The organism is Corynebacterium tapiri (assembly GCF_006334925.1).
Taxonomy (GTDB): domain Bacteria; phylum Actinomycetota; class Actinomycetes; order Mycobacteriales; family Mycobacteriaceae; genus Corynebacterium; species Corynebacterium tapiri.
Genome location: NZ_VDHJ01000001.1, coordinates 178,369 through 200,689, shown reverse-complemented (window position 1 = coordinate 200,689; position 22,321 = coordinate 178,369). Strand labels below are relative to the sequence as shown.

Annotated in this window: 19 protein-coding genes and 1 tRNA gene; 7 read left to right on the top strand and 13 right to left on the bottom strand. The window is 60.6% G+C overall.

Going from position 1 to position 22,321, the window contains the following annotated elements; translation table 11 throughout:
• Positions 1–14 precede the first annotated feature (14 nt).
• From FHE74_RS00995 to FHE74_RS00960, 8 genes are all read right to left on the bottom strand, one after another.
• Positions 15–1,658 carry a dipeptide ABC transporter ATP-binding protein gene (locus FHE74_RS00995; protein ID WP_139464550.1) on the bottom strand — a complete coding sequence of 548 codons (1,644 nt, stop codon included), beginning with the start codon at positions 1,656–1,658 and terminating at the stop codon, positions 15–17.
• The gene (locus tag FHE74_RS00990; protein WP_139464549.1) at positions 1,655–2,617 is read right to left on the bottom strand and encodes an ABC transporter permease; all 963 of its coding nucleotides are present in this window, start codon (positions 2,615–2,617) and stop codon (positions 1,655–1,657) included. The genes FHE74_RS00995 and FHE74_RS00990 overlap by 4 nt, the downstream gene beginning before the upstream one ends.
• Positions 2,610–3,536, bottom strand: a complete 927-nt coding sequence (locus FHE74_RS00985) for an ABC transporter permease (protein WP_139464548.1) — start codon at positions 3,534–3,536, stop codon at positions 2,610–2,612. The genes FHE74_RS00990 and FHE74_RS00985 overlap by 8 nt, the downstream gene beginning before the upstream one ends.
• 129 nt (positions 3,537–3,665) lie before the next feature.
• On the bottom strand, positions 3,666–5,237 hold the full coding sequence (locus FHE74_RS00980; protein ID WP_139464547.1) for a peptide ABC transporter substrate-binding protein: 1,572 nt from the start codon (positions 5,235–5,237) through the stop codon (positions 3,666–3,668).
• A gap of 193 nt (positions 5,238–5,430) precedes the next feature.
• Complete coding sequence (locus FHE74_RS00975; protein WP_139464546.1) at positions 5,431–5,916, bottom strand: nucleoside/nucleotide kinase family protein; 486 nt, start codon at positions 5,914–5,916, stop codon at positions 5,431–5,433.
• Positions 5,916–6,674, bottom strand: coding sequence for an energy-coupling factor transporter transmembrane component T family protein (locus FHE74_RS00970; protein WP_139464545.1), 759 nt, complete (start codon positions 6,672–6,674; stop codon positions 5,916–5,918). The genes FHE74_RS00975 and FHE74_RS00970 overlap by 1 nt, the downstream gene beginning before the upstream one ends.
• Positions 6,671–7,978: an ABC transporter ATP-binding protein gene (locus FHE74_RS00965; RefSeq protein WP_139464544.1), complete on the bottom strand. Its 1,308-nt coding sequence runs from the start codon at positions 7,976–7,978 to the stop codon at positions 6,671–6,673. The genes FHE74_RS00970 and FHE74_RS00965 overlap by 4 nt, the downstream gene beginning before the upstream one ends.
• Complete coding sequence (locus FHE74_RS00960) at positions 7,979–8,569, bottom strand: ECF transporter S component (protein WP_139464543.1); 591 nt, start codon at positions 8,567–8,569, stop codon at positions 7,979–7,981.
• A gap of 352 nt (positions 8,570–8,921) precedes the next feature.
• Here FHE74_RS00960 and FHE74_RS00955 point away from each other — a divergent pair, with 352 nt between their 5' ends.
• Complete coding sequence (locus FHE74_RS00955; protein WP_139464542.1) at positions 8,922–9,902, top strand: DUF808 domain-containing protein; 981 nt, start codon at positions 8,922–8,924, stop codon at positions 9,900–9,902.
• Positions 9,903–9,905: 3 nt separating this feature from the next.
• Here the strand turns inward: FHE74_RS00955 and zupT are convergent, their stop codons facing one another.
• Complete coding sequence (gene zupT / locus FHE74_RS00950; RefSeq protein WP_139464541.1) at positions 9,906–10,700, bottom strand: zinc transporter ZupT; 795 nt, start codon at positions 10,698–10,700, stop codon at positions 9,906–9,908.
• Between the two features lie 11 nt (positions 10,701–10,711).
• Positions 10,712–12,523: a BCCT family transporter gene (locus FHE74_RS00945; RefSeq protein WP_139464584.1), complete on the bottom strand. Its 1,812-nt coding sequence runs from the start codon at positions 12,521–12,523 to the stop codon at positions 10,712–10,714.
• A 201-nt stretch (positions 12,524–12,724) separates the two neighbouring features.
• Here FHE74_RS00945 and FHE74_RS00940 point away from each other — a divergent pair, with 201 nt between their 5' ends.
• Both FHE74_RS00940 and FHE74_RS00935 read left to right on the top strand, forming a co-directional pair.
• On the top strand, positions 12,725–15,061 hold the full coding sequence (locus FHE74_RS00940; protein WP_139464540.1) for an ATP-binding cassette domain-containing protein: 2,337 nt from the start codon (positions 12,725–12,727) through the stop codon (positions 15,059–15,061).
• 79 nt (positions 15,062–15,140) lie between these two features.
• On the top strand, positions 15,141–15,839 hold the full coding sequence (locus FHE74_RS00935; RefSeq protein ID WP_139464539.1) for a hypothetical protein: 699 nt from the start codon (positions 15,141–15,143) through the stop codon (positions 15,837–15,839).
• Here the strand turns inward: FHE74_RS00935 and selB are convergent.
• From selB to FHE74_RS00920, 3 genes are all read right to left on the bottom strand, one after another.
• Positions 15,836–17,611, bottom strand: a complete 1,776-nt coding sequence (selB, locus tag FHE74_RS00930; protein ID WP_139464538.1) for a selenocysteine-specific translation elongation factor — start codon at positions 17,609–17,611, stop codon at positions 15,836–15,838. The two genes, FHE74_RS00935 and selB, sit on opposite strands and share 4 nt — an antisense overlap.
• Entirely contained in the window at positions 17,608–18,900 is a 1,293-nt protein-coding gene (selA, locus tag FHE74_RS00925; RefSeq protein ID WP_139464537.1) for an L-seryl-tRNA(Sec) selenium transferase, read from the bottom strand. The genes selB and selA overlap by 4 nt, the downstream gene beginning before the upstream one ends.
• Positions 18,901–18,944: 44 nt before the next feature.
• Positions 18,945–19,039: transfer RNA gene (locus FHE74_RS00920), tRNA-Sec, on the bottom strand.
• Between the two features lie 38 nt (positions 19,040–19,077).
• Here FHE74_RS00920 and selD point away from each other — a divergent pair.
• The 4 genes from selD (at position 19,078) to FHE74_RS00905 (ending at position 22,250) form a co-directional block, all read left to right on the top strand.
• Positions 19,078–20,061: a selenide, water dikinase SelD gene (gene selD / locus FHE74_RS00915; RefSeq protein WP_139464536.1), complete on the top strand. Its 984-nt coding sequence runs from the start codon at positions 19,078–19,080 to the stop codon at positions 20,059–20,061.
• A 128-nt stretch (positions 20,062–20,189) separates the two neighbouring features.
• Positions 20,190–21,536 carry a dicarboxylate/amino acid:cation symporter gene (locus FHE74_RS00910; protein ID WP_139464535.1) on the top strand — a complete coding sequence of 449 codons (1,347 nt, stop codon included), beginning with the start codon at positions 20,190–20,192 and terminating at the stop codon, positions 21,534–21,536.
• A 111-nt stretch (positions 21,537–21,647) separates the two neighbouring features.
• Positions 21,648–21,773 (top strand): hypothetical protein, encoded by a 126-nt coding sequence (locus FHE74_RS10795; protein ID WP_281279379.1) that lies wholly within the window; start codon positions 21,648–21,650, stop codon positions 21,771–21,773.
• A gap of 225 nt (positions 21,774–21,998) precedes the next feature.
• Positions 21,999–22,250: a hypothetical protein gene (locus FHE74_RS00905; protein ID WP_139464534.1), complete on the top strand. Its 252-nt coding sequence runs from the start codon at positions 21,999–22,001 to the stop codon at positions 22,248–22,250.
• The last annotated feature ends 71 nt before the right edge of the window (positions 22,251–22,321 follow it).

Genomic DNA, 22,321 nt, shown 5'->3' with positions numbered 1-22,321 from the left:
CAGCGGGGGCAGAACTAGCTACCCAACTGAAGCCCCAGGCCCGGAACCGAGTCAATGAGGTTGCGGGTGTATTCATCGCGAGCGCCGGAGAAGATCTCATCTGCGCTCCCGTGCTCAACTACCTCGCCCTTGCGCATCACCACAACGTTGTCTGCAGTTTGGCGAACGACCGCCAAGTCGTGGGTGATGAACAGGTAGGTCAGCCCCAACTGCTTCTGCAGGTCAGTCAGCAAGGTGAGAATCTGATCCTGGACAAGTACGTCGAGGGCCGATACTGCCTCGTCAAGCACCAGAATTTCAGGATCCAGCGCCATGGCGCGTGCGATGGCGATGCGTTGACGCTGGCCTCCTGAAAGCTCATTGGGATACCGTCGCATGGCCGATCGCGGCATCGCCACCATATCCAGGAGCTCTGCCACCCGCTGCTCGCGCTGCTTCTTAGAACCAACCTTGTGCAATTTCAGCGGCTCTTCAATACAGCGGAAAATCGAGTACATCGGGTCCAAGGATCCGTACGGGTTCTGGAAGACCACTTGCATAGTGCGCCGCAGGTCGAAAAGCTCTTTCGCTCCGAGTCTGGAAATGTCACGACCATTGACCTCAACGGTTCCGCTCGTCGGATCCAGAAGTTTGAGCACCATGTTCGCCACGGTTGACTTGCCCGAGCCGGATTCCCCCACCAGAGCAGTGGTCGTCCCTCGTAGGACATTGAACGAGACGTCATTGACGGCTTTGAGCAACTTCTTATCGCCTCGCTGACCCCGGACGTCGAACTCCTTTACCAGGTTCTTCACCCGGATCACCGGAGTGTCCTCTGAAGACGCATCGACGGGGCGTCCAGCCTCCTGAGCGGAGTGAATCCGCGCCGAAGCCAGCGAGGGAGCAGCGTTAACCAGGCGTTTGGTGTACGGGTGCTGAGGGTTACGCAGTACCTGGGCACTTGGACCGGATTCCACTACTCGGCCACGGTGCATGACCACCAGGTGTTGCGCACGCTCGGCGGCCAGCCCAAGGTCATGTGTAATGAAGAGGACTGCCGTTCCAAGATCCGCAGTTAGAGAATCCAAGTGATCCAGGATGCGCTTTTGCACCGTCACATCAAGTGCACTCGTAGGCTCATCCGCGATCAGCAACTTGGGCCGCGCGGATAATCCGATAGCGATGAGGGCGCGCTGACGCATTCCTCCGGAGTACTCATGTGGGTACTGCTTAGAGCGTCGTTCAGCGTCATCCAACCCAGCTTCCTCCAAGAGCTGGACCACGCGATGGTGGCGATCCGAACCGTCCACCACGTTGTTGGCCTTGAGCGACTCCTCCACCTGTGTGCCGATCCGCCACACCGGGTTGAGGTTGCTCATCGGGTCCTGGGGAACCAGTCCGATCTGTGCTCCGCGCAGTTCCTGCCACTGCTTTTCGTTCAGCGAGGTGATATCGCGCCCGTCAAAGCGAATCGTTCCAGAGGTCACCTTGCCGGTGCCGGGCAAGAGCCCCAATACAGACATAGCCGTGGTGGACTTACCCGATCCAGACTCACCCACAATGGCTACCGACTGGCCTGGGTAAACTGTAAGGTTCACCCCTCGGGCTGCCTCCACTACTCCGGTTGTGGAGCTGAACGAAATGTTGACGTCTTTGAGTTCAAGTAGCGGCTGATTCATCGCTTCCTCGCCTTCGGATCGAGAGCGTCGCGGACCACATCACCCATAAGGATGAAGCTGAGCACTGTCAGTGCCAGGGCGATCGCGGGGTAGAACAAGACCATCGGACGGGTACGCAGGCTAGCCTGAGCGGCAGAGATGTCGTGCCCCCACGAAACAACTGTGGGAGGCAATCCGATGCCCAGGAAGGACAGCGTCGCCTCAGCGACAATGAAAGAACCCAGAGCCACAGTGGCGTAGACGATGATCGGTGCTGCAGCGTTGGGCAAGATGTGGCTTGTGAGAATCCGCAGCTTAGATGCGCCAACCGCCCTGGCAGCGGTGACGAACTCTTCGTTCTTCACGCTCATGACCGCACCACGAGTGATGCGAGCAATCTGGGTCCAACCGAACAAGGCGAGCACCAAGACGACGGTGTAGATGGTGCGATATTCCTTAAACATCTGCATCACGACGATGGCAGCCAGCACCAACGGGATAGCGAAGAAAATATCAGTGATGCGAGACAAGATGGCGTCCACAATCCCGCCGAAGAATCCAGCAATCGCTCCGAAGATAGATCCGATGAGCACAACGGCCAACGTGGTCAAAACACCAACGGCAACCGAGGCGCGGGCACCATAAATCGTGCGCGCATAGATGTCGCATCCTTGGCGATCAAATCCGAACGGGTGCCCGGACTCTGGCATACCTAAGGAATTGCTCAAAACGCATTCGCGCGGATCGACCGAAGTGAACAGGAAGGGGAAGGCCGCCACGAGAAGTGCTAGCGCAATGAGCACAGAGGCGAGCCAAAACATGGGGCGTCGGCGCAGGTATACCCAGGCTTCTCCCCATTGAGATCGCGGAGCAGACTCATCAGCTACAGCGTCAACCGCGCCCAGCCCAGTCTCATCGGTGTCAGCCACAAAGTAGTCCTGCCCCGGGCGGGGTTTTTCAATTGAACCAGGTTTATGCATAGCGAATCCTCGGATCGAGCACGGCGTAGATCAGATCAACAATGAGATTGGCAACGATGTAGACCACAACCAGCACTGTGGTGAAGGACACGACCGTGGTCGGCTCGCCCTTGATGATTGCCTGATAAATCGAGCCTCCGACACCGTTAATGCCAAAAATGCCCTCGGTGACGATCGCACCCCCCATCAACGCGCCAAGATCCGCGCCCAGAAAAGTAACCACAGGGATGAGTGAGTTTCGCAGAACGTGGCGGCTCATCACTGCAGAACCGGACAAACCCTTGGCACGAGCAGTGCGCACGTAGTCTGCCCGCAGATTCTCGCTGACCGACTGACGCGTAAGGCGCAACACGTATGCGAAAGACAGCGCACCCAAAACAATCGCTGGCATGAGGAGAGCCACAAAGGATTCATTGCGGCCCACCGTCGGAGGAAGCAGCCCCCACTTGACGCCCACGGTGAACTGAAGGACGAACCCGATGACGAAGGAGGGAACTGCAATGACAATGAGGGACACAACCAGAACAGTGGAGTCAAAGATTCCTCCGCGGCGGATTCCGGCGATCACGCCGAAGATGACTCCGAACACTGCCTCGAAAATTAGCGCCATGATGGCCAGTTTGATGGTGACCGGAAAGGCGTTGGCCATGACCTGGCTTACCGGCTGGCCCGAGAAGGTGGTGCCAAAGTCCAGGGTGAGGATTCCCTTGAGGTAGAGCAGGTACTGAACCAGGAAGGGCTTGTCCAAGTTGTACTCCGCCGTGATGCGTTCACGGGCGGCATCAGTAAGTCCGCGGTCACCGCCGAGGGCTTCAACCGGGTCTCCGGGCATCAAAAAGACAAGCGCGTACAGCAACAGAGTGGCCCCGAGAAACACGGGAATCATCTGCAGGATGCGCCGCCCTATATATCGCAACATGGGGAAACTCCCACTTTCCTAAAACACAATGGATCGTTGTCTGGCATGAACGCACCGAAGCGACCCTCTCACTCGTCAGCATTCAAGCAACGAGTAGGAGCGTCGCGTTCAGCGAATCACCCGCGTTGATTACTTCTTGGTGATCTCGTAGTACACCGGGGTGGACTTCCAGGAGAAGGTCACATTGTCCACCTGATCGCTGTAGCCAGCGGTTACGTTCGAGTACCACAGCGGAATGGCCGGAAGGTCCTTCATCAGGATTTCTTGTGCCTGGTTATAGATCGGCTTAGCCGCCTCCGGGCTCTCAGCACCCAGCGCGTCACGCATCAACTGATCGAACTGCGGGTTGGAGTAGTCACCATCGTTGGATCCTGCGCCCGTGACGTACAGCGGGCCAAGGAAGTTACCCAGCGAGGGGTAGTCAGCCTGCCAGCCGGTACGGAAACCGCTGGGGACAGCACGATTCTTCACATCGTCACGCAGGGACTTGAAGTCGGGGTACGGATTACCCACTGCCTCAATCCCCAGGGTGTTGCGGATGGAGTTGGTCGTCGCATCAACCCACGCCTGGTGGCCACCATCGGAGTTGTAGGCAATGGAGAACTCTCCAGACCACGGGGAAATCTCATCCGCCTTGGCCCACAGCTCCTTGGCCTTCTCCGGGTTGTACTTGAGCACCTCTGCTCCATTGAGGGAGTCAGAATGTCCCGGAATGACCGGCGAGGTGAAATCGGTTGCGGGAGTGCGGGTTCCGTCGAAGATCTGCTGCGTGATCTCGTCGCGGTTAACGGCCATGGAGAGGGCTTGACGACGCAGGTTGCCCTCTTCTCCGCTGAAGTGCTTGGCATTCTGCGGAATCGTGAAGGACTGGAAGACGGCAGCCGGTTGGTTAACCGAGCGACCTGCCAGCTCCTGCTCGTATGTGCTGAAAGCAGAATCTGGGATGGAGTCCAAAACGTCGAGGTTGCCAGAAAGCAGATCTGCGTACGCGGCATCTGTTTCTGGGGTGAATACGAAGTCGACACCCTCGTTCTGCGGTGCGCGATCACCCTTGTACTGGTCGTTCGGAACGACCAGAGCATTGGAATTGTGGTTCCACTCTTCAAGCTTGTACGGGCCATTTCCGATGGGATTCTCGCCATAAGCTGCGAGATCCTGGTAGGCGGACTCGTGCATGGGGTAGAACGCGGAGTATCCCAGGCGATCCGGGAAATCAGCCTCAGGCTGATTCAGCTCAATTGTGAACGTGCGATCATCGATGACCTTGAGGCCTTCCATCGATTCTGCGCCTTCCTTGTATCCCTTGATGGATTCAAAGAAGTACGAGCTGAGCATGGACTCCTTGACTGCGTTGTTCCACGCATCCACGAAGTTTGCCGACGTCACCGGCGAACCGTCGGAGAAGGTCTGACCCTCCTTAAGCTTCACGGTGAACGTCTTGGAGTCTTGCGACTCAATGGACTCCGCGACCTCATTGTGCGCTTCACCATCTGCGTCGTAGTAAACCAGGCCGGAGTAGATCAGATCGACAATTCGCCCGCCGCCCGTCTCGTTGGTGTTAGCAGGAACAAGCGGGTTTTGAGGCTCACTGCCCCAAGCGGCGATGTAATTACCGCTAGCAGAGCCCGAATCCGAGCAGGCGACGAGACCAAGCGCGAGAGTGCCTGAAGCAGCGAGCGCCACAGCCTTGGTGTACTTCATAGTGGGTAAACGTCCTTTCCGTTCCGTGATCTGGAGCACGAAATTTCACATAACTATAAGGTGTGACCCAGACTACGTAAAGAAAGTTGGAAGGATTGGTTCACCGAAGCCTTAGTCCAATCTCCCGAATTAAGACTTCTAGCTGGTCTTTTAAAACCCTAGCCATGCACGGCCAAAGCCTTTCGGGGGTATATCAAGGGGTAACTCTTACCAACCTATCGACAGGCAGGTTTCCCTCTGTCGCATAAAATTCATCCTCTTGGGAGGCCCACTGTTCCCAGAATTCTGCAAAGAATGGGTCCCTTTCCAACGCGCGAGTTCTGCGTAAGTCGGCATCCGCTTCCAAGCGGTACGTGAGCACTCGGTCCGCCACCGCATGCGCCGCTGCGATATTGGCGCGACTGACTGCACCGACTCCCTCAATGATGTAGTCCGCCTGAGGGTCCAGCGGCACCCAGCGCCCGGGACGATCATTGTGCCAATCCCATTCGGTGTATCCCGGGCGCGTGGGGTGCAAAACATCCCGTGCCACCATGTGCGACCCGGCTGCCAGCCCACCCCACCCCGGATACCAAGAGTCGAGGTGGAGCATTTCGATTCCCTTGGCTCTGCCTAACTTATTGGCAAAGGTCGTTTTACCTGCGCCGGAGCGTCCGTCGATAAGCGTGATCGTGCGCATCACACCACCCCAAAGAAGCGCACGTACCCCAGAAGGGCAGCCACCACCACGGCGCCGATGCCGACTGCCGCACACACCGCGATCACCACGTAGTCGCGGGTGAATAGCTGTGATTTTCGTGCCCACGTACGCCTGCGCGGCCCTCCGAAACCGCGAGCTTCCATGGCAGTTGAGAGTTTGCCGGCGCGGCGAAGCGCTCCAACCAGCACTCCGAAGGCCAGGGAGAAGTAGTACCGCGGACCGCGATGATCGCTGAGACCTCGCGCGCGCCGGGCTTGGGCTAGCGAGTTGAGGTCGTCACGCAATAAGCCAACAAGCCGGAATGCCGCTACGCTGGCGACGACGAATCGTTGGGGCAACCGCAGAACCTGCGCCAAACCGTCACCGACGTCGGTGGGGTCGACATTGGCGCTTAAGACCATGACTGGCAAGCCAATGGCGATCACGCGCACCAGAATTGCCAGGGCCAAGGACAGCGAGTTGTCGGTGACGTGAAAGACCCCGAACTCCAGGTAGCTGCGGCCTTCAGGCGCCCCAAAGAGCGCCATGGAAATCGCAGCCAGCGGAGCCGCGATGAGGATGGGTACCGAGCGCTTAGCCAATCGCCACCACCCCACTCCACACAAAGGGGCCATGAGCACGGTGAAGGCCAACACGATTACAGCAGAAACCACATCCACGCTGACGAGCAAGGGCGTGGTCAATACCATGAGCGCCAAGATCCGCGTTACAGGATTGACGGTAGCGAGCAGGTTCATAGGGTGATCTCCTGCTGTCCGAGTGCGCGGCGGTAGAGCTCGTCGTGGGTAATGGAGACGACTGTGACGCCCTTGTCTGTGAGTTCGCGGATGAGATTGACCAGCTCGAGGAAGCTGTAGTCGTCCTGCCCAAAGGTCGGCTCGTCGAGCAACACCACCTCTGGAGCACTCACCAAGGCAGATGCCACACTGAGGCGTCTCTTTTGGCCTCCCGACAAAGTGAAGGGGTTGGCATCACGCAGGTGATCGAGACGCAGGCGGACCAAAAGCTCCTCCACGCGTTCTGGGGCGTTATGAGGACCGGCGAGTTCCTCGGCCACCGTGCGATAAGCGAATTGGTGCTCTGGGTCCTGGAACACGTGACCAATCCGCTGCGCCAGAGCGCTTGAGCGCCAGCGATGCGCCGGGCCGCTCATTCCGCGCCGCAGCTGTTCGGAATAGTCGATCGTGCCGCTGCGAGGCGCAATGAGACCACCGATGGTGGCTAGCAGCGTCGATTTTCCGCTGCCATTCGGTCCCGTCAGCGTGGTAGATGAACCGGCGGGCAGTTCGAATGACGCCGCATGCCCAAACTTTGGCACCACCGTGTCTGCCCACACCACGGGTTCGCTTCCGGCAGCTAAAGGCTGCGCGGGAGAAACCTGCGGCGGATCCGGCAAGCGATCGAGCGGATGAATACCGTGCTGGTCAAGGTGATACAGCGTGGGGTTGAGGCTTAGCCAGTGATGAGCACGGTGCTCGGCAATCACGACGGCAGCACCAGTCTCTCGGACAACGCGTCCAACGGCCTCGACAATCGCTTGCCTACCCTGCGGGTCGAGATTGGCGGTCGGTTCGTCCAGCAGGATCACCGAGGGCTCCATGGCGAGCACCCCGGCCAGCGCCAGGCGTTGCTTCTGGCCCCCAGAAAGATGCTGGGTGGGATGATCAAGCGGCAGGTCAAGACCGACGATTTCGAGGCTGCGCCGCACCCGTGGCCAAATCTCATCCGGGTCTACCCCCAGATTTTCTGCCCCAAAGGCGACATCGTCGCCAACTCGCGAGGAGATCACCTGCGAATCGGGGTCTTGGAGTACCAGGCCAACTGTGCCGTCGATAAGCACACTGCCCTGCAACTCCCCATCCTCGGCATCTCCGAGCACACCAGCCAACGCGTGCAGGAGCGTAGATTTTCCGGCGCCGGTATCACCGGTGAGCAGGACGATCTCCCCCGGGGCTACCTCAAATGAGACATCGCTGAGGGCGGGATCCTTCCTGCTGGCATGGCGGTATCCCAGGCGCTCGACGGAGACAGCTGGATTCATTTAGACGCGCTGCTGACGCCCGGCGGCGAAGCGGTCCAAGACCCCGGCGCGCGCGAGGGCACGAACCAGAACCCAGCCAAGAATGCCGGCCAGGATAGCTCCGGAAATAACCAGGCAGACCAGGTAGATGAGGTTAAACTGCAGCGTCTTGGCCAGGTTTCCGGACATAAACAGCTCGAGCACGAAGGCACCTACTGCGGAGCCGATGCCGGCTAAAACTGCAGTGGGTAGGCCAAAGCGTCGATAGGCGAAGAGCAAGAAGATGAGCTCCGCGCCCAGGCCCTGAGCGAGCCCGGAGTAAATCGTGGTGATGCCCCACTGGTTTCCGAGTAGCGCCGAGACAATGGCGGCCACAACCTCGACGAAGATGGCAGCACCTGGCTTGCGGATGACCAGGCCACCGAGTACACCGCCGAGCAGCCACACACCGGCCACCAGGCCGCCGAGGCCAGGCGTAAGAGTATCCAGGGCTGTGAATCCCGCATACCCCAAGATGTTCCAGACCCAGAAGATCAGGCCGCAGGCAACACCCAGGACAGAAGCAGTGACAATGTCAATGACGCGCCACGCTGAACGATTTTTTGAGTTCATGACTAGAACAGACCCTTCCTATCGCCGGTGCTAACCGGATCAGGTTCGACGGTTTGTCGCTGCTGACGGAACAAGCGCGAGCACTTGAGGCAAGCGCGTTTCCCGATGAGCGACATCTCAGCTCCGGTTTAGCCCGGAGCACCCGTGGTTGATGTATGCAAAAGACGTAATCGTCTGTGTGAAAGTCTAACTTGCTGGGAGCACAATCAGCGACCGGGTGCCCTCACTAGGCTGCCGCAGCCTCAGGTACGCGATACGTCACTGCGCTGTCGCCCCTCGCACATCCTCGTAGGTATTCCCAGTGCACTACGATCATCATGGAAAGAAGTATGTATAGGAAAGGTTTTGCCCTATGGCTGGCGGTTTGCTCGCCCTTTTTGATGATGTTGCGCTGATTGCGCGCACGGCCGCAGCGAATATGGACGACGTGGCCGCGTTGACCGGCAAAACCACCGCCAAGTCCGCCGGCGTGGTCATTGACGACGCCGCCGTGACCCCGGGGTACCTCGAGGGGGCAAGCCCGCAGCGTGAGCTGCCGATGATCTGGCGCATCACCAAGGGGTCGCTGATCAACAAGCTGGTCATCATCCTGCCTATCGCCCTTCTCCTCTCGTGGCTCGCACCCTGGGCTCTCATGCCGATCCTCATGATCGGTGGTACCTACTTGTGCTACGAGGGCGCACACAAGGTCATCCACGCCATCCTGCACAAGCTCGGAAAGGGGCATGAGGAAAAAGCCACGCCCGTGGCAGATGCTGGCCCCGATGCAGAGGACAAGCTGGTCAAGTCGGCCATCCGCACGGACCTGATCCTCTCTGCCGAGATCATGGTGATCTCGCTGAACTCCGTGATCGAGGAAACCTTTGCCATGCGCCTAGCGGTGCTGGTGATCGTGGCGATTGTGATCACGCTCGCTGTCTACGGCGCCGTGGCCCTGTTGGTCAAGCTCGATGACATTGGGCTGGGAATGGTCAAGCGCGGGCGCGCCGCCGGCTTTGGCCGGGGCCTGGTCAAGGCTATGCCGATCGTCCTGAATGCGATCTCGATCATCGGTACCTTCGCCATGCTGTGGGTCGGCGGCCACATCATTACCAAGGGTCTGGCCGACACCGGCCTGTGGCACTGGCCGTACGAGACCGCCCACCACTTTGCCGAAGCTGCTGGCGGCGGATTCCTGGGCTGGGCGGCTGATACCGCCTTTTCGCTGGTGGTAGGCGCGATCTGGGGAACGATTGTTTACTTCCTGGTGGAGGCCGTCAAGGCTGTGCTTCCGGGCAAGAAGTCCGACGGCGAGCACGTATCGGGCCAGCCCCACACCGCGGCTAAGAGCTAGGATCTAGCCCAACAATTCCAGAGAGAGCGCCATGACGCCCATCCCGGCGATAAGCCCGTAGATGGCCACATGGTGCTTTCCTGTTTTCACGGCCGTGGGCAAGAGCTCATCCAGGCAGATGTACACCATGATGCCGGCCACCGCGGCGAACGAGACTCCCAGCGCGGCGGGCCCCATCACCGGCATGAGGAACAAGAAACCGACCGCAGCACCCGCCGGTTCGGCAATTCCCGAGACCGTGGCCCACAACAACCCCTTCGCTCGGGAGCCGGTGGCATCACGCACCGGGACGGCCACAGCGATTCCCTCTGGAATGTTGTGGATAGCAATGGCCACCACCACAGGTATCGCCACCGAGGGGTTCGCCAGTGCCGCGGTGAAGGTGGCAAAACCCTCCGGAAAATTGTGGATGGCAAGTGCCACCGCCGTCATTGCGCCCGCCTTCATCATCATTGCTTGACGACGCTTCTGCTCAGTACTTCCCGGTTCGTGAGGGTTGATGGCCTCTGGAACGAGCTTGTCGATAACCGCGATCACAGCGATGCCGGCAAAGAACACGCCCGTGGCGAGCCAAGAACCACGCGATTGGCCGAACGCCTCACCGAGCTCTGCCCGCCCCTCAGGCAAGATTTCCACGAAAGAGACGTACAGCATCACACCCGCGGAGAAACCCAAGGAACCAGCCAGGAATCCCGTTCCCGGGGAACGACGCAGGACGGCAACGACCCCTCCTAATCCCGTAGCCAAACCAGCAACCAGGGTGAGGGCGAAAGCAAGCAGGACCTGTTGAGTCAGCACGAAATCACATGCTATTCGACGTATCGATTGGTCTCGTAATCAAAATCGACCGGGTTTCCGTCCTCGTCTGTGCGTTGATACCACTGGGTGTTTTCTTCGGCAGCAGAGTCAAAGTCAGCTCCGGCCGCCAGTTCATGATCGGCTGGAGTTTCGGCCACGCTGAGTCGGAAGTTATCGCCATAGGACTGCACACCTTCTCGCACTGCATTCGCCACAGCCTGGCGCTCGAAGTCGCCACGGATAACGAAAGGGTCGTTGCGCAGTTCCCTCACGAGCGCAACGCACATCCCCACAATGATCACCGCAAAGGGCAGCGCTGTCACAGTGATGAAGTTTTGCAGACCCTGAAGGGCGTTCTGTCCGCCAGCCAAAAGAATCACGACCGCGATGCCTGCCATACACAGCGCCCAGAAAGCGGTGATGAGACGGTTCGGGGTGGGGTTTCCCTGCTGGCTGAGCTGAGAGTTCACCAGTGAAGCAGAGTCGGCGGTGGTGATAAAAAAGACGGCCAACATGACCATCACCAGGGGTGCGATGATGTGAGCTCCGGGCAACTGGTCCAAAACAACGAAAAAGATCTGTTCCGGAGCGGGCAACGACGCCGCCGTGTTGTCGGGAGCTACCGAACTGTGCGCTCGCTGAAGCCAGATCGAGGTCCCACCCAGGATGGTGAAGGCGGTGACGATGATGGCCGAAGGAATAAACAGCACACCAAAGATAAATTGCCGGATGGTCCGCCCACGGGAAATCTTGGCGGTAAACACGCCCACAAAGGGTGCCCAGGAGACCCACCACGCCCAGTAGAAGGTGGTCCAGGTGGAGAGGTACTTCTGCATCGCCTCTCCCTCCCCCATGTTCGCGGACAACATGTCGGGCATCTGCCCCACGTACTCGATGATGACCGCGGGCAGCATGTTGGCCAGAAACGCGGTCGGCCCCACTACGAAGAAGAACACGGCGATGAATACCGCCAGTACCAGATTGATGTTGGATAGCCAGCGGATGCCGCGAGCCACACCGGAAACCGCGGAGATGATCGTGCCGATGGTCAGCAGGACGATAATTCCCAATGCCAAGGCATTGCCCTCGGCAGACCAGCTAGATACCACTTCCACCCCGGCCGCGATCTGAAGTGCCCCAATGCCCAGTGACGCGGCTGTGCCGAACAACGTGGCGATGATCGCCAGGCCGTCGATAAGCCTGCACTGCCACGAATCCGGCCGTGCGCCTCCCATCAGCGGCGCCAGGATAGAGCTCATGAGCGGGACCCGCCCGCGGCGGTAGGACACGTACGCGACGGCCAGGCCAACCACAGCGTAAATCGCCCAAGCCCCGATTCCCCAGTGCAACGCACTCTGTGCCAGTGCGCCCAGGACGGCCTCGTCGCTGGCAGGTTCGTACGCTCCCGGCCGCGGGGAAAGGTAATGGCTCATCGGCTCATACGGACCAAAGAAAATGATGCCAATTCCGATGCCCGCTCCAAAGAGCATGGCTACCCACGAAATGGTCGAATACTCTGCCTCCTCCCCGTCCAAACCCAACGGAATCTTCCCGTAACGCGAAACTGCAAGACCAAGCAGGAAAAACATCAGCCCCGCAGCCAGGGTGGTAAAGATCCACCCCAGGTTCAGCATCACCCAGTTCAGGGCGATCGTGGAATAGTCAAAGACTTGCATGGGACGCAGCACACCCCACGCCACAAACGCGATGATCAACAATCCGACGACACCGAGGATGGGTTTGTCCACTCGGTAGCGAACCTTCTGGTCCTCAATGGACACACCGGGAACCAGCGCCGGATGGATCTGGTGGGGATAGCGCATAGCGGACACGAAGTCTCGTGTGCCGCGGCGGACCCTTTCCCCGGCGCGCCATTGCACGGCATCGGGTTGGCGGCCCTCTTCAGGCACAGCCGAATACGGGCGAGAACCCATAAACCTCATCCTCTACGCATAACGATCTTTTGATACTCGGCCTAGGCTACGACAGCGCTGCGCTCCGCGCGGCGTTTATGCTGATATGTCATGAACCCAACTGATCCGCACGAGGCCATTCGTTTGCGCGGAGCTCGCGTGAACAACCTGCAGGCTGTCGACGTGGACATCCCTAAGCGCCAGCTAACGGTACTGACCGGCGTATCCGGCTCCGGAAAGTCTTCACTCGCCTTCGACACGATCGCTGCCGAGTCCCAGCGCCTGATCAACGAAACGTATTCCACCTTCGTACAGGGATTTATGCCCTCACTCGCCCGCCCCGACTACGACGAGCTCTCCGGGCTTACCGCGGCCATTGTGGTGGATCAGTCCCCTATGGGGTCGAACCCGCGCTCCACGGTGGGGACGGCCACGGACGCGGTGGGCCCGATGCGTGTGCTCTTTTCTCGTATTGCCGAACCCAGCGTGGGCGGCCCCGGCGCGTATTCCTTCAATGTGCCCAGTGTGTCCGGCGGGGGCGCGATCCAGGTGGGCAATAAGAAGAAGGTGGTCAAGCAGTACCGCCGCACAGGAGGAATGTGCCCCAACTGTGAGGGGCGCGGGCAGGTCTCCGATGTTGTCTTGAGCGAGCTCGTGGATGAGGATCTCTCGCTTGCCGACGGCGCCCTGCGCATCCCCGGTTACAAAACAGGCGGATGGAATTATCGCCTGTACGCGGAATCCGGATTGGTTGACCCGGAGAAGAAAATCCGGGATTACACCAAGGAAGAACACCACAACTTGTTCTTCCACGAGGAAAAGCGGATGAAAATCGCTGGCATCAACATGTCCTACGAGGGTTTGGTGCCACGCCTGCAAAAGTCCATGCTGGCTAAGGAGCGCGCCAGCATGCAAAAGCACATCGGCGAGTTTGTCGACCGCGCAGTCCGCTTTATCACCTGCCCGGAGTGCGACGGCACACGTCTTGCAGAGCACGCGCGGACCTCAACGATTGAGGGGAAGTCGATTGCTGACCTGTGCACGATGGAAGTCGGTGACCTGGTTGAGTGGTTCTCCCAGCTGCGGCACTCCGGTGCCCAGGAGCTTATCGATTCCATCCGGGCTGTCCTGCAGTCTTTTGTGGCGGTGGGGTTGGACTACCTCACGCTAGATCGGCCTACGTCGTCACTCTCGGGTGGTGAGGCGCAGCGCGCCAAGATGATCCGCCACCTGGGGTCCGCGCTCACCGACGCCACCTACGTGTTCGACGAGCCTTCCGCCGGGCTGCACCCGGAGGACATTGGCCGCGTCAATGACTTGCTGGAGCAGTTGCGCGACAAGTCCAATACCGTGATCGTCGTCGAGCACAATCCCGCCACGATCATGCGCGCCGACCACGTCATCGATGTAGGCCCGGGAGCTGGATCTGCGGGCGGGCACGTGGTCTTCGAAGGAACACCGCAGGATCTTGCCGTCTCCGACACGGTTACCGGCCGGCACCTGGCAGATCGCACCCCACTGAAGTCTGAGGTCCGCACTCCCCAGGGGCACCTCGAGGTGCACGACGCCACACGCAACAACCTGCAGTCTGTAAACGTGCAGGTCCCCCTCGGTGTGCTGACCGCCATCACGGGCGTAGCTGGCTCAGGCAAGTCCTCCCTGGTGGCAGAGCTTGCCGAGTCTAACCCGGACCTCGTAGTCGTCGACCAATCCCCTATCGCCGGGTCTCGCCGTTCCAATCCCGCGACCTACACCGGTGCGCTGGACTCCATCCGCAAGGCCTTTGCCAAGGCCACGGGCACCAAGCCCGCGCTGTTTTCCGCCAACTCCGAGGGCGCATGCCCGCAATGCAAGGGTGCCGGAGTGGTCTACGTCGATCTCGGCTTCATGCAGGGTGCTGACACCCTGTGTGAGGTGTGCGAGGGACGACGTTTCGACGCAGCAGTCCTCGAATACACCTTTGGTGATTACTCCATCGCGGATGTTTTGGATATGCCCGCTTCCCAGGCTGCCGAGTTCTTTGCCGCCAAGGAGACCAAGGTGCCCGCCGCCGCAAAAATCTGCAACCGGCTGGTACAGGTGGGACTGGGCTACATCACCCTGGGCCAGCCGCTCTCGACGCTCTCGGGTGGCGAGCGCCAACGCCTCAAGCTCGCCGCGCGCATGGGAGAAAAAGCCCAGACGATCATCCTCGACGAACCCACCACGGGGCTGCACCTGGCAGACACGGAGGTTATTCTTTCGCTACTCGACGCCCTGGTTGACGCCGGGACCAGCGTCATCGTGATCGAACACAACCTGGCGGTGATCGCCCATGCCGACCACGTGATCGACATGGGACCCGGCGCCGGCTCCCAGGGTGGGCAGGTCGTTTTCGCGGGCACTCCTGCTGAACTGGCGGCAGCGGACACCACCACCGGGCGCCACCTGGCCGCCTATAAGGACTGAGTGCCGTCAGGCTAATCTGACAATCATGCGCTTGGAGCCCTATCCCCTCACACGAAAAGCACTGGGATCGTGCGGACTAGTGAGCGTCAGCGCGATCTCGCACGCCAATGCCTGGGCGTGCGCCCCGCTCGGCAGCGAGGAGGCTCCCTGGCTGCGCGTTGAGGTCACGCTGCAGCGATCCGCCCAGGACGTGCACGTCATTGGGCCAGCCGGGTTCCTGGGTATTCTGCCTCCGGAGAAAGCCCAGCGCTTTCCCGACCTTGAGCGTGTATTCTCCTCCGGCCGGGCACCCACCACAACGGCAATTCTGATGCCCAGGCCCGGTCGCTCGGGTCTGGTCGATGTCGACCTTGAACTCGCTCCTGCACCCTTTATCGTGCCGGCGGGAGCTCTTCCTGCAGGCACGAAGGTCTTTGCCCAGGGCGAGGGCCAGCCGGTCACCAGCCAGCTGAGCTTTTCCACCCCGTGCCAGATCCTAGTGTTGTTGGATCTGGTGGGCAGCCACGTCGGCATCACCTATAACGGGCGGGTTCTCGGCGGAATCGACGATCCTCCCGCAAAGCTGCAAGCCGCACTGGCTGCTGGGCCGGTGGCCTCCCGCGCTTTCGTGGCTAATGGACTCTGCGCCCTGGATATTGACCCGTTCTATCAGGTGGAGGACTATTCGCCACTTTCCATTCCGGCAGCACCCGTCCTGGCGCGCGCGCCTCAAGCCGCCGAGCCGATTGCCACGGTGATCCCCACGCAACTGGAGCCAGCGCGCGGATCCTTGGCTTAGCGCAACCGCCGCTGGGAACCGTCGAGTCGCTGTGTCACCCCGGTGCGATCAAGGTGCTCCAAGAGAGGGATAACCACCCGGCGCGTGAGCCCCATCGCTTGTCGGGCCTGAGAGGTGGTGAAGGGCTGCTCGATCCCTCGCAAGGCCTTCGCCGCAGCAGCCGGTGCCTCAACCGACACGACGATGTCACCCAGGCGCAGCAACCGCCCGGCGCGTTCGGCGGCGGCCAACGCCTGTGCGCTCAACCCGAATCCAGCCAGCTCCTTAGCCTCCGGGCTCCACAACGGTTCCTTCTGCCAGCGCTGCTCTAGGCGGGCTACGGCCTCCTCGTGTTCGCCAAGGTTGACTTTCTGTCCCGGACGCCGCAACACTCCGTCCGTCTCTTCCACCTTGGCGGCAGCGACCACCAGGGCAAACAGGTCTGCACCCGGCAGGTTCAGTACGCCAAGAGCGGCCCCGCGCGTCAACCCTGGAGAAAGTGGATCCCGCTCCCGCTGCGCGTCGATCGCTTTGAGCAGCTCGTCTTTCCAGCGCATGACGGCTGGGGCGTGAACGTACCACCCGCGGAACTCCACGCACCCTGCCGGAGCCTTCTCAGCCAGGGGAAATCCCATGGATCGCAGGTCCTGAATGGGCATGGCCTCCCGGCGGGAGACCTCCGCGGCCACGCTTCCTCCCACCGGAAGTTGGCCCAAATCCTTGTCTCGCTGGGTAGCGGCACCTCGCTGGGTCAGTTCCGGGGGATCAACGTCCATGACGCTGATGCCGGCGTACATGCTTCGTTGACCTGGCTTGCGCAGCACCATCCGCTCTCCCACTCGTGCGGGAATGGGCCTGGCCAGTGCCAAACGCAGGTGGTTTGGCCCGAAGTAGCGCACACGCGCCATGATTTCTGCGGTGCCCATGTGAACAACGACCTCCTGCGGTGGGCGCTGGCTGAGGGCATCTCGGTGAACCCGGACGTCGAGAAGCGAACTCCACCAGAATTCGTCTTCGGCGGTCAGAACGTCGCCGCGGCCGATGGCGCTGGTATCGATGTCGCGCAGGTTCAGCGCAACGCGCGCCGCCGGGCCGACCTCAGCGACTCCGTGTTCCTGAGATTGCAGGGAGCGGACTTGCACCTGACGCTCTCCGCACCGGAACCGATCACCAGCGTGGATGGTTCCCGCAGTAAGCGTGCCGGTGACGACGGTCCCGGCCCCGGTGATGTGGAAGCTACGGTCGATCCACAAGCGCACTGGGGAACTAGCATCGGGAGCTGGGGCTGATTCGAGCACAGACTCCAGCGTTTCTCGCAGTGCGTCGAGCCCCTCCTGGGTGCGGGCAGATACCTCGACAATGGGGGCGTTTTCCAGGCTGGTTCCGCGCAGCTTGTCCACGATGTCGGCGCGAGTCCGGGCCCGCTGAGATGCGTCCGCCAGATCGCAGCGTGTCATGGCAATGACTCCGTACTCCAGGCCAAATCCGTCCACTGCGGCCAGGTGATCGGCCGTCTGCTCGCGCCACCCCTCGTCGGCGGCCACGATGAGCATGACGGCGGGGGCCGGCCCGACTCCGGCCAGCATGTTGCCCAGGAATTTTTCATGCCCGGGCACGTCTACGAATGCCACAGACTTTCCAGACGGCAGTGTGGACCAGGCGAATCCCAGGTCAATGGTGAGCCCGCGGCGCTGCTCTTCTTCCCAGCGATCCGGCTCAATGCCGGTCAGCGCGCGCACGAGGAGGGACTTGCCGTGATCCACATGCCCCGCTGTGGCGACGACGTAGTTCATGCCTGCTCCTTCCATGCCGCCACTAACGCGGCGCCAAGAGCGGCCTCATCCGCTGGCTCTATGCAGCGCGGATCGACAAGGCAGGCGCCATCCTTAACTCGCGCGAGAACCGGCACATCTCCCGCTCGCAAACGAGCGGCAACGTATTCGGGCAAACGCAGGGCGTAGCCCTTGAGGCGCAGGCCAGGCGCTCCCCCGCCACCGACACGCCCGTCGTGCTCAACAATCTCGCACTCCAGTGGCAATTGCTCAGCAAGCCTCCGGCAGCGTTGGTAGAGCTCATCGGGTTCAGCGTGGAGGAATCGCTCGACGGGCGTGTTACCGCCGGCAACGGTGGCCTCCAGCGCTGCGAGGCGAATCTTGTCAATGCGCACCGCACGCGCCAGGGGGTGGCGGGCGCACGCTGCGATGGCCTCCTTCTTGCCCAATATGATCCCGGCCTGGGGGCCACCGAGGAGCTTGTCCCCGGAGGCCAGGACGACATCGGCGCCGTCGGCAAGCGCCTCAGAGATTGGGGGCTCTGCAGGCATGAGAGCATCGGGGCGCAGCAGACCCGAACCCACGTCGACGATGAGGGCGGCTCCCCGCTGTTCGGCAAGATCGGCAAGCTCTGCAACGCTCGCCTCTGCGGTAAAGCCCTCGACGCGGTAGTTCGACGGGTGGACTTTCAAAAATGCTCCAGGTGCCGCCGCATAATCAGAAAGGTGTGTGCGGTTGGTGGCGCCGACCTCAACAAGCTCCACCCGCGCAGATTCGATGAGCTCCGGCAGACGGAAGCCGGCGCCGATTTCGATGAGCTCTCCGCGGGAAATAACTACTCTTCCGTGGTGATTGAGCGCCGCGCAGGTAAGCACCAGGGCGGCAGCCGCATTGTTCACCACGAGCGCGGCCTCTGCCTCCGGGCAGGCATCGAGTAGTGCATCCAGCGCACCTGCACCCCGGCGCGACGAGCGTTGACCACTTTCCAGCTCCAGCTCTACGTCGGTATATCCGGCGGCCTGCTCGATGGCGCAGCGCGCGGCATGCGATAGAGGCGCGCGCCCCAAGTTGGTGTGTACAACGACTCCTGTGGCGTTGAGCACCGGGTGTAGCGAAGTAGGAGTGTGGGGAAGCTGTGCGCGGACGTGATCGAGGACGTCCTCTGGAGCAATCTCTCCTGCCCGGGCTTTGGCCTGGACTTGCTGGACCAGGGCCTTTTTGGCTGTCGCAGACAAGGAAGCGTCCCGCACCGCGGGGTGATTGAGCAGATCGTCGGTACGCGGAATGCGTCGGCGCGGATCAGTAGTCATTTTCTCTAACGTCCTCACCGTGCGTCATCGAGAGGGAAAGTTTGTGGCGGAGACGGACGGGAATCGAACCCGCCAAGCCAAGATGCTCGGCTTCACCGGTTTTGAAGACCGGGGCGCCCACCAGGACACGTACGCCTCCACGGCGAGACGTTAGCACGCCGGATTATCGTGGAGGTCATGAGTGATCAGCGTTTGACCCAGTACGCACGCGGTGGCGGATGCGCATGCAAGATCCCTCCGGGGGAACTCGAGGATGCGGTCCGGGGGCTGGTTGGCACCGCGGACGACTCTGTTCTCGTGGGGCTTGACGACGGAGACGACGCCTCCGCCATCCGCATCAGCGGTGATACCGCAATCATTTCGACCGCGGACTTCTTCACCCCCGTCGTAGATGATGCGTACGACTGGGGTCGCATTGCCGCCGCCAATGCGCTCAGCGACATCTATGCCATGGGTGGTCGCCCGCTGACCGCCCTGAACTTGGTGGGGTGGCCGCGCGAGCTCCTCGACATGTCGATCATGCGCGAGGTGTTGCGAGGCGGCATGGATATTGCGTCTGCGGCCGGTATTTCGGTGACCGGTGGCCATTCCATCGACTCCCCAGAGCCCATCTTCGGCATGGCTGCCACCGGTATCGCGCGTCCCGATCGTCTCATGCGCAACGACGCTGCCCAGGCAGGGCTGCCACTGACGCTCACCAAGCCTCTGGGTGTTGGGGTGCTCAATAACCGCCACAAGGCTACGGGCGAGACGTTTGCTGAGGCCATCTCCACTATGACCGCTTTGAACAAAGAAGCCTCTGCAGCTGCTGTCGAGTCTGGTGCCCGGGCGGCCACCGACGTCACTGGATTCGGTTTGCTAGGACACTTGTTCAAGATGATGCGTGCTTCAGGAACCAGCGCGGTGATCGATTCCGCCGCGGTACCGCTGCTCGAGGACGCCGTCACCTCAGTCAAGGAGGGTTACATCCCCGGCGGATCCCGCCGAAACCTCGATTGGGTTCGCCCCCACCTGCACGCTGACGGCATCAGCGAGGAGATGTTGATCTTGCTTGCCGACGCCCAGACGTCCGGTGGGCTCCTCGTCGTCGGGGAAGTTCCGGGTTATCCCGTGATCGGAGAGGTCGTTGCCGGCGCTAGCGGGTCAGTGCACGTGAAGTAGACAAGTTGGTCTACTAACTTGCAATTTCAATCTTAAAGGAGTTAGGTCTAAGGGGTTCATAACGTCCGACTAAGCATCTTTCAGACACTTAGACCGCTTAGTCTACGATTTGCGAAAGTTACTCCCCCATGAGTTCTGCAACCCCCACCCCGACCGCTACGTCGCGGTCCTCCCGCCTGCCCGGCTGGCTTACCGGTTTTGGTGCCCAGGTCATCGCCGGCCTCATCATTGGCCTCATCCTGGGCCTGGTGGCCCGCCAGATGGATAGCGATTGGCTTGCCGGAGCCCTGACCTGGGTCGGCGGCACCTACGTCAAGCTACTCAAGCTCTTAATTCCGCCGCTTATCTTTACCGCGGTGGTGACCTCAGTAGCCAACCTCCGCAAGTTGGCCGGAGCCGCCGCCCTCGCTATTTCCACCTTGGTGTGGTTCGCCATCACCGCACTGGCCTCAGTGATTGTGGGCATCCTGGTCGCCCTGGTCGTGCGCCCGGGCGTTGGCTCCACGGTTGACCCGGCGCAAGCTTCGGATCCATCCACAATGGGCTCGTGGATGGGCTTTATCAACTCGGTAATCCCCGCCAACTTCCTCGGCCTGGGTGCATCCCTATCCGACGGTGAAGTCTCCGTCAGCTTCAACGTGCTGCAGATCCTGGCACTCTCCCTCGCAATCGGCGTAGCCGCAGTAAAGGCAGGCAAGGCTGCGGAGCCCTTCCTCGGTTTCGCCGAATCGCTCTTGTCGGTCATCCAGGTCGTCCTGTGGTGGATCATCCGGCTCGCTCCGATCGGTACGGCGGCCCTGATCGGCAAAGCCGTGTCCACCTACGGCTGGGAGGCTCTCGGCCAGCTGGGCCAGTTCGTGCTGGCCATGTACATCGGCCTAGCAATCGTTGCGTTTGTTATTTACCCGCTCGTTTTGAAGTTCAACGGCATCTCCGTCACCGGCTTCTTCCGCCGCGTGTGGCCGGTGGCCAACCTGGGCTTTTTCACCCGCTCCTCGATGGGAGTTATGCCGGTCAACCAGCGCACTGTGGAAAACTCCATGGGTGTTCCGCGCGAGTACGCCTCGTTTGTCATGCCGTTGGCCGCAACCAGCAAGATGGATGGTTGCGCGTCGGTCTACCCCGCCGTGGCGGCAATCTTCGTCGCCCAGTTTTATGGCGTAGACCTGGGATTCACCCACTACCTGCTCATCATCATGGTCTCGGTGCTAGGCTCCGCCGCCACCGCTGGCACAACGGGCGCCACGGTAATGCTCACCCTGACGCTGTCCACCCTTGGACTACCGCTGGCTGGTGTGGGTCTGCTGTTGGCCACCGAGCCGATCATTGATATGGGGCGCACTGCAGTCAATGTGATTGGCCAGGCACTCGTCGCGTCTGTCGTCGCCAAGCGCAATAATATTCTCGATCAGAACGTGTGGGACCACGGCCTGCAAGCGAACTCTGCAGCAACTCCGATCCGCGTAAATTCTTAGTGAATTCTCTCCGGTACTGAGCCTCCTAGAGGATCATTCGCCCCCTGTGCTTTTGCGCCGGGGGCGGTACTATTTCCTCACCATCTCTCAACCACGTGAGGAGCAACCCCCATGGCGACTTTGTCTTCCCTGTTCAGCTTGAGTTCTGCAGCTTTTAGCATCTGGCGCGGCGCACAGACGGTCGTAGAAGCAGGGGGCATCGACATCATTCTGGATGCCCTGCCTAAGGTCTTCTAATTTTCACCCCGCCCCAGGCGAAGCCCCGCACCGCTTTTGCAATTGGTGCGGGTTTTACCTTTTCGCCACCAAAAATCCATATTCACAGGATTTTTTACAATTCACGACCCATAAGTAGATTGCCTGGACCACAATCCTGGTACATTATGTGCCCATACAGTTTTTCGGGCAGCTTGCTCAAAGATTGTGCCTATTCTTTTAACAACGTTCTTTAAGGAGCGCGTCATGACCGCCGTCACCACCATCACCACCATCGTGTCCATCATCTCCGCCATCATCGGTGGCCTGACCGCCATCGACAAGGGCTCCTCCCTGATCGGCAACGAGGATGGCATCAAGGGCACCATCTACGATCTGTCTTCCGCTCTCGAGGACTCCCAGGGCTCCTCCTCGGAGGACGGCGAGAAGGCTCAGGGTTCCTCCTCCAAGTCCACCGAGAAGACCGAGACCGCTGCTCCCGAGGCTGCTACCAAGTAAGCTCCTCGCGCACGAGCGCTCAGCCCTACCCCAAAGGGGTAGGGCATTTTTCATGCCCCGGCCACAGGATT